This window comes from Streptomyces sp. IMTB 2501 (assembly GCF_001953885.1).
Classification (GTDB): Bacteria; Actinomycetota; Actinomycetes; order Streptomycetales; family Streptomycetaceae; genus Streptomyces.
Map to the genome: position 1 here is coordinate 428,912 of NZ_MQUS01000003.1, position 7,036 is coordinate 435,947.

At 71.9% G+C, this 7,036-nt stretch carries 9 protein-coding genes; 6 read left to right on the top strand and 3 right to left on the bottom strand.

The genetic code is table 11. The features are described 5' to 3' along the window. The first annotated feature begins 152 nt into the window (after positions 1-152). The 3 genes from AV521_RS08435 (at position 153) to AV521_RS08445 (ending at position 2,930) form a co-directional block, all read left to right on the top strand. Positions 153-1,208: a chorismate-binding protein gene (locus AV521_RS08435; protein ID WP_076085761.1), complete on the top strand. Its 1,056-nt coding sequence runs from the start codon at positions 153-155 to the stop codon at positions 1,206-1,208. Next, positions 1,205-2,026 carry an aminotransferase class IV gene (locus AV521_RS08440; protein WP_076085764.1) on the top strand — a complete coding sequence of 274 codons (822 nt, stop codon included), beginning with the start codon at positions 1,205-1,207 and terminating at the stop codon, positions 2,024-2,026. The genes AV521_RS08435 and AV521_RS08440 overlap by 4 nt, the downstream gene beginning before the upstream one ends. Positions 2,027-2,105: 79 nt before the next feature. Next, entirely contained in the window at positions 2,106-2,930 is an 825-nt protein-coding gene (locus AV521_RS08445) for an N-acetyltransferase (RefSeq protein WP_076085767.1), read from the top strand. Positions 2,931-2,999: 69 nt separating this feature from the next. Here the strand turns inward: AV521_RS08445 and AV521_RS08450 are convergent, their stop codons facing one another. After that, positions 3,000-3,524 (bottom strand): DsbA family protein, encoded by a 525-nt coding sequence (locus tag AV521_RS08450; RefSeq protein WP_076085770.1) that lies wholly within the window; start codon positions 3,522-3,524, stop codon positions 3,000-3,002. Between the two features lie 294 nt (positions 3,525-3,818). Between AV521_RS08450 and AV521_RS08455 the strand changes: the two genes are divergently transcribed. After that, on the top strand, positions 3,819-4,259 hold the full coding sequence (locus AV521_RS08455; RefSeq protein WP_076085773.1) for a hypothetical protein: 441 nt from the start codon (positions 3,819-3,821) through the stop codon (positions 4,257-4,259). Between the two features lie 198 nt (positions 4,260-4,457). Then, positions 4,458-4,607: a hypothetical protein gene (locus AV521_RS49170; protein ID WP_023552049.1), complete on the top strand. Its 150-nt coding sequence runs from the start codon at positions 4,458-4,460 to the stop codon at positions 4,605-4,607. Positions 4,608-5,054: 447 nt separating this feature from the next. On the opposite strand, the gene AV521_RS08460 is transcribed toward AV521_RS49170, so the two are convergent. Beyond that, entirely contained in the window at positions 5,055-5,618 is a 564-nt protein-coding gene (locus tag AV521_RS08460; protein ID WP_076085776.1) for a CGNR zinc finger domain-containing protein, read from the bottom strand. 307 nt (positions 5,619-5,925) lie between these two features. Next, positions 5,926-6,339, bottom strand: coding sequence for an SsgA family sporulation/cell division regulator (locus AV521_RS08465; RefSeq protein WP_004002642.1), 414 nt, complete (start codon positions 6,337-6,339; stop codon positions 5,926-5,928). 191 nt (positions 6,340-6,530) lie between these two features. Between AV521_RS08465 and AV521_RS08470 the strand changes: the two genes are divergently transcribed. Then, a complete protein-coding gene (locus AV521_RS08470; RefSeq protein WP_076085779.1) occupies positions 6,531-6,995 on the top strand; it encodes a TIGR02611 family protein in 465 nt (154 codons plus the stop codon). Positions 6,996-7,036: the final 41 nt, after the last annotated feature.

Below are 7,036 nucleotides of genomic sequence, written 5' to 3' on the forward strand. Positions count from 1 at the left end.
CCCGGCGACGTGTTGAACTCTAGCGGATTCCCGGGCCAGCACAAAAACACGTTTGCGCAGCGTGCTGCGCCGCGCCCGGCGGACGACGTGGTCAGGGCACCCTCGGGGTCACCCCGACGCCACCTTTCGGCCACCCGCCTAGACTCGACCACGTGCTCCACCAGCCTCCTCTCCTCCCTCCTCTGGCCCGCTTCGGTGACCGCGTCGCCACCGGTCTCCTCGACGTCACCAGCGACCCCGCCGCCCTGGACTCCACGGGCTTCTGGGCCGTCTGCGCGGACTTCGAGGGACGGCTGACCTGCGCCCGCTTCGCGGACGTACGCGAGGAGCCCGTGCCCATGCCGGTACCGGGCGACTGGCGCGGCCCGGCGGCGGGGGAGTGGACCTCCTCCCTGGACCGGGCCGCGTACACGGCGGCCGTGCGCCGCATCCGCGCGTACATCGCGGCCGGCGAGGTCTACCAGGCCAACCTCTGCCGGGTGCTCAGCGCGCCGGTCGCCCCGGACGCCGACGTGGACGCCCTGACCGCGCTGCTGGCCCGCGGCAACCCGGCGCCGTACGCCGGAACGATCCGGCTGCCGCAGCACGGCGTGGAGATCGCCACCGCCTCGCCCGAGCTGTTCCTGCGCCGGGACGGCCGGGTCGTGGACTCGGGGCCGATCAAGGGCACCGGACGCACCGAGGCGGACCTCCTGGAGAAGGACTACGCCGAGAACGTGATGATCGTGGATCTGGTCCGCAACGACCTCGGGCGTGTCAGTACGACCGGCAGCGTGACCGTCCCCGACCTGTGCGCCGTGGAGAAGCACCCGGGCCTGGTCCATCTGGTCTCCACGGTCCGCGGCGAGCTCGGGGACGGGGCGGGCTGGCCGGAGCTGCTCGCGGCCGCCTTCCCGCCCGGCTCGGTCACCGGCGCGCCGAAGTCCAGCGCCCTGCGGATCATCGAGTCCCTGGAGACCGCACCGCGCGGGCCCTACTGCGGCGGCATCGGCTGGGTCGACGCCGACCGGGGCGCCGGTGAGCTGGCCGTCGGCATCCGGACCTTCTGGATCGACCGGGCCGAGGGCGTCCTGCGCTTCGGCACCGGCGCCGGCATCACCTGGGGGTCGGACCCCGAGGGGGAGTGGCGCGAGACCGAACTGAAGGCTTCCCGGCTGCTCGCGATAGCGTCGGGGGCGTACGAGGCGAGTGGAGGGGTGTTCGCATGAGGATCTGGCTGGACGGCGGGCTGCGGGACCTGGAGTCCGCCCGAGTCTCCGTCTTCGACCACGGGCTCACCGTCGGCGACGGCATCTTCGAGACGGTGAAGGCCGTCGACGGCAGGCCCTTCGCCCTCACCCGGCACCTGGACCGGCTGACCCGTTCGGCCCGTGGCCTCGGCCTGCCCGACCCCGACCACGCCGAGGTCCGCGAGGCCTGCGCGGCGGTCCTGGAGGCGAACCCGATGCCCCTCGGCCGGCTCCGGATCACCTACACCGGCGGCCACGGCCCGCTCGGCTCCGACCGCGGCGAGCACGGCCCGACCCTCGTCGTCGCCGTCGGCGCGACCACCCGCCGTCCCGACACCACCGCCGTGATCACCGTCCCGTGGACCCGCAACGAGCGCGGCGCCCTCACCGGCCTGAAGACCACCTCGTACGCCGAGAACGTCGTCGCCCTGGCCCGCGCCCATGAACACGGGGCGTCCGAGGCGCTGTTCGGCAACACGGTCGGACAGCTCTGCGAGGGCACCGGGTCGAACGTTTTCGTCGTCCTGGACGGCGAGATCCACACCCCGCCCGTGGCCTCCGGCTGTCTCCCCGGCATCACCCGCGCGCTGGCCGTCGAGTGGACGGGCGCCAAGGAGACCGACCTGCCGCTGGACGTCCTGAGCCGCGCCGACGAGATCTTCCTCACCTCGACCCTCCGCGACGTCCAGGCCGTGCGCCGTGTCGACGACCGCGAGCTGCCCGGCGCCCCCGGCCCGGCCACGGCCAAGGCGATGCGGATCTTCGACGAGCGGTCCGGGGAGGACCTGGATCCCTGAGCCGGGCCTGAGCCCTCCGGTGGCCGTGGCCCTGGAAAACGGGCTGACTCGGCGGTCAGCCATGGGTAGAACACCATTGATGACCACGACCCTGCGGCCGCTAGAGCCGCTCCAGCGGAACCCCGACGGCACCCGTTCCCGCCGCTACCAGGTATGCGTGAACAGCCGTCCGGTCGGCGAGATCCACCTCGGCACCTCGCCGTCCTTCGGAGACTCGGTGGCATGCGTCGGCGACCTGCGGATAGCCGAGCCCGACCGGCGGCGCGGCCGGGGCACGGTGGCCGCGCTCGCCGCCGAGGAGGTTGCTCGGGGCTGGGGCTGTACGCAGATCGAGACGTCCGTCCCCGCCTCGGCGGACGTCGCCCTGCGGCTGTTCGGTGCCCTCGGCTACACGTTGCGCAGCCGCCGCATGCAGAAGCGCCTCGGTACCACCCCGCCCGAGCTGCCGGCGGGCAGCAGCGCACGGCCCATGAGCGGAGCCGAGTTCGACGCCTGGGAGGAGCACGCGCGCGAGGACTACGCGCGCATGTGGATCGAACGCGGTGTCCCCGAGGCCGTGGCCCTCGCCAAGGCCCACAGCGACCACGCACAACTGCTGCCGCACGGGCTCGCGACCGACGGCATGCTCTTCAGCGTCCTGGAGCACGAAGGGGACCGGGTCGGCACGCTGTGGGTGGCCCTGCAGGACACCAGGGCGTTCGTGTTCGACGTCGAGACCGACGCCGCTCACCGCGGCCGGGGCCACGGGCGCACGCTCATGCTGCTCGCGGAGCGCCAGGCCATCGAGGCCGGCCGGCCGGTCCTCGGCCTCAACGTCCACGCGGGCAACACCGCGGCCGAGCGGCTGTACGAGTCACTCGGCTACGAGACGACGGAACGCTCCCTCTCCAAGCCCCTGCTCTAGGTCCTTGCCGTAGGCCCCCGCGGTATGTCGAGCCGCAGAGAAGGGGCCCCAGGGAGCCTGCTGTGGGGCTCAGGCTCCCTGGCCGCCCAGCAGCCGGTCGGCGATCTCCTCGATGCGCTCGCGCAGCCCCTCCTGGCTCTTGCCGCCGTCGAGGCGTTCGCCGCCGATGACGTACGTCGGGGTGCCGGTCACGCCGATCGCCTTGCCCTCGGCCTGGTCGGCGTCCACGATCAGGATGTGCCGGCCGTCGATCAGCGCGGTGTCGAACTCCTCGGCGTCCAGGCCGAGTTCACCGGCCACCTCGACCAGGAAGGGTTCCCCCTTGCGGTCCAGCTCCTCGACCCGCTGCAGCACGGCCTCCACGTACGGCCAGCCCTTGCCCTGCTCCAGCGCCTCCTCGGCGGCCTGCGCGGCGGCGAAGGCGTGCTTGTGCTTCTCCAACGGGAAGTGCCGCAGCCGCAGCTCCAGCCGGTCGCCGTAGCGGGCGCGCAGGGCGCGGACGTCGTCCAGGGCGGTGCGGCAGTCGGGGCACTGCAGTTCGCACCAGACGTCGAGAACGAGGGCGTCGGTGCGCGCGGGGGAGGAGTCGCTCATGCCACCCAGTCTTCCAGGCCGGACGCGGGCGACCCAATCGAGACGGTACGGCGCCTCGGCTCGGCTCGGTACGGCGGCCGTGCCCGGGGCGGTGGGCATGCGCGGGGGAGGTACGGCACCGCACCGGCACTCCAGTAGGAGACGACCCGGAGATGTCCCTGATGTCCTGCGGGGGCGTGGCATCGCAGGTACGAGGCGGTGCAGGATGGAGGGGACGGAGGCGCTGTGCCGTGCCGGTGTGCCGCGTCCGCCGAGTTCCGCCTTCCACCCGACCGAGCCCGCCTGGAGGACCGGATGATTGCCGAGACCGTCTGCTCCGCCGTGTCCGCGGCGGGCCTGGGCATCGCGGTGGTCACGGCCTACCGCAAGCGTTTCCTCGCGGCGACCCGCATCGCGGCCTACTCGCTGGTGCCGGTCGGCCTGGTGATGACCGGGGTCGTCGGCTGGCTCGCCGACACCGCCTTCAGCCCCACCGCCTGGGCGGGCTTCGGGTTGCTGGGCGCGGCCTGGCTCCTGTTCGCGGGCACCCGGGCGGTCGAACGCCGGCGCGGTGGCACCCGCGCCGAGCGCAGAGCGGCCCGCGGCGGCCAGACCGAGGCCGTGGCTCCGGGGGCCTCCGCACCCTCCCTCGGTGCGGGCAACCGGCCCGCGACCGGGTCTGCCGCCCCGCGCGCCACCGGCTCGACCGAGGACTTCAGCGACATCGAGGCGATCCTCAAGAAGCACGGCATATGACGGCGGCTCGCGCCCGCGACGGTGGACCGACCTCACCGGACCCGTCGGACTGAAACGACACAGAGCGTCGTGCGCTCGTCCGGAACTGTTCACAACCCGAAGCAAGTCGGGCGAGACGGCGCGATATACGGCAACTCCCGCATATCGCGGGTGTGTTGATCGCGGACAGGGCCTCACCTGCGTCATGATCTCCGCGAGATGCTGGACACAGAGAGCGAGGCCGCGCCGCCGAAGGACGAGCCGCGCGGGTGCCTCTTCGCCCTATCCCAGCCACCGCTGATGATCTTCCTTGCGGTGATCGGGTGTCTGCTCCTCATGGCTGCGCTGCACGACCTGCTGTTGCTGTGAGCCGTACACGTCCGTCCCGGCGCCACCCGCCGGGACCGACGTCGCCCGGGCCCACTCGAACCCTTTGAGCCCCGTCGGCGAACCCCGGAATCTCGGCGCCGAGCGACCAGCCCCGTCGGGCGACAGGCTCCTCGCCGGTCACCGCTCCCCACGGAGGGTCGCCGCGCGGTCGGGCCCGCAGGCCGACCAGTCCGCCACGTGATCGGCGTGTGGGGTCAGCCGGTGCGGTGATCGGCGCGCCAGCGGTCAGTCGGAAGTGTGATGGGCGCGGCTGCGGTCAGTCAGAACTGCGCTGGGCGCGCCGGCGATCAGTCAGGTGCGTGATGGCTGCGCGGCCGGTCAGATGCCGCGAGGCCAGCCGTCGCTTGACCGGTGAGCTCATACCGGTCGGCAGTCGCGTCGTTCGGTCAGTCCGTGCCGGTGCCGGCTGCAGACCGCCTCGGGCGGTCAGCAGCCTGTGGCTTCCTTGCGGCGGGCACGGTAGGCGGCCACGTGGAGGCGGTTGCCGCAGGTGCGGCTGTCGCAGTAGCGGCGCGAGCGGTTGCGGGAGAGGTCGACGAAGGCGCGCCGGCAGTCCGGTGCCTCGCAGCGTCGCAGCCGCTCCTCCTCCCCGGCGACCACGAAGAAGGCCAGTGCCATCCCGCAGTCGGCGGCGAGATGGTCGGCCACCGAGGCGCCGGGTGCGAAGTAGTGCACATGCCAGTCGTACCCGTCGTGGTCCGTCAGGCGGGGGGTGGTGCCCGCCGCGGCGACCAGCTCGTTGATCAGCCCTGCGGCGCTGCGGGCGTCCGGGGCGGCGAAGATCGCCGCGAAACGCCCGCGGATCCTGCGCACCGCCGAGAGGTCGAAGTCCGACAGCACACCGACATCGCTGATCTCGTGGTTTCGTACGAAATCCGCGAGAGCCGGGACATCGGGCAGTCCGTCGGCCGCAGCGTCGTCCTCCGGTGCGGTGTTCACCAGATCCACCACGGCTTCGAGGGCGCACCGGGTGTCATGGGTGATCAGCACGTTTCGCTCCCTGGCCTGAGGGTCGGGCCGACGCCCGCCGATGCTGGCCGATGGTAGCGACAACCCCGCCCACCGCACCGTGCCGTGCCCGACCTCGACTGCCCGTACAACGCCGCGAGGCCCATGGCGGTTCCCGCGCCGCGCCAGCGCACGGAGCATGCCGGCAGTGCGGAGTCGGGCGCGCACAGCTCGGCGCCGTCCCGTGAGACGTTCACGGTGACGGCGCCCGGCTGTGCCGTATGCGGTTGTCCTGGCCCGAGCCGTCTCCCCGAGTGGACGGCGCCGGGCTGCTTTCGATGGGCGCGACCTAGCTTTCCGCCAGGATGTGCGAGAGCTCCTGATCAAGATCGAAGTGGCGATGTTCCGTGCCGGGCGGCACGGCGGCGTCTGTTCGCTTCAGGAAGGACTCCAGGGCCCGCGCCGGGGCCTCAAGGAGGGCTTCCCCCTCCGGAGAGCTGAGGGCGATACACACGACGCCCTGACCATGACTGCGCGACGGCCAGACACGGACGTCGCCGGTGCCGGTGGGCCGGTGAAGCCCCTCGGCGAGGAGGTCGCGGGCGAACACCCACTCGACGGTCTCCTCGGCTCCGGTGTGGAAGGTGGCGTGCACGGCGTAGGGGTCGGCCGTGTCGTACCGCAGGCCTGCGGGGACAGGCAGGGAGGACTCGCTCGACACAACGAGGCGCAGGTGCAGCTCGCAGCTGACCGTGGTGTTCATAAGCGCCAGGGCCTTTCGCTCAGTGTGCGCTCGGGGATTCGCACGTCGGCGAAATCGACATGCCACCTACGATGCCGTTGTAAACCCCTCTGAGGGTTTTGCGTGTCTTTACGTAACTCTTCCGGCGGAGAACTCGTACGGGATCTACGACCATTCCGGTGACTGGATTCACTCCGGCAGGGTTTGTCTGTATGAATACGGGGAGTGACGAGTCGGGTGAGATCGCCGTGGCGGCGGACCAGGCGAAGGCGGACCCGCGGGAGGCCGGGGCCGAGGACAGTGCTGGGCTCGGCTCCCGGGCGCCGGAATTCATCAAGGCACGCCGGCCGCTGCATCCGAGCTGGCAGGTCGGCGTCTTCGCGGTCGGCCTCGCGGTCGTCGTGGCCGGGATCATCATGTTGCCGCTGCCGGGACCCGGCCGGGTGGTGATCTTCGGGGGCATGGCGATCTGGGCGACCGAGTTCGTCTGGGCCCAGCTCGTGCTCCGCTGGACCAAACGCAAGGTCACCGACGCGGCCCAGCGGGCCCTCGATCCCCGGGTGCGCCGCCGCAACATCACACTGACCGTGATCGGGCTGGTCAGCGTGGGCGTGCTGGTCGGGATCTGCCTCTCGAAGTCCGGCGTCGTCATGCCGTGGAAGATCAAGGATCAGTGAGCTTCTTCAGCCTGGCCACCGATCGGGGGACGGCTGTGCGG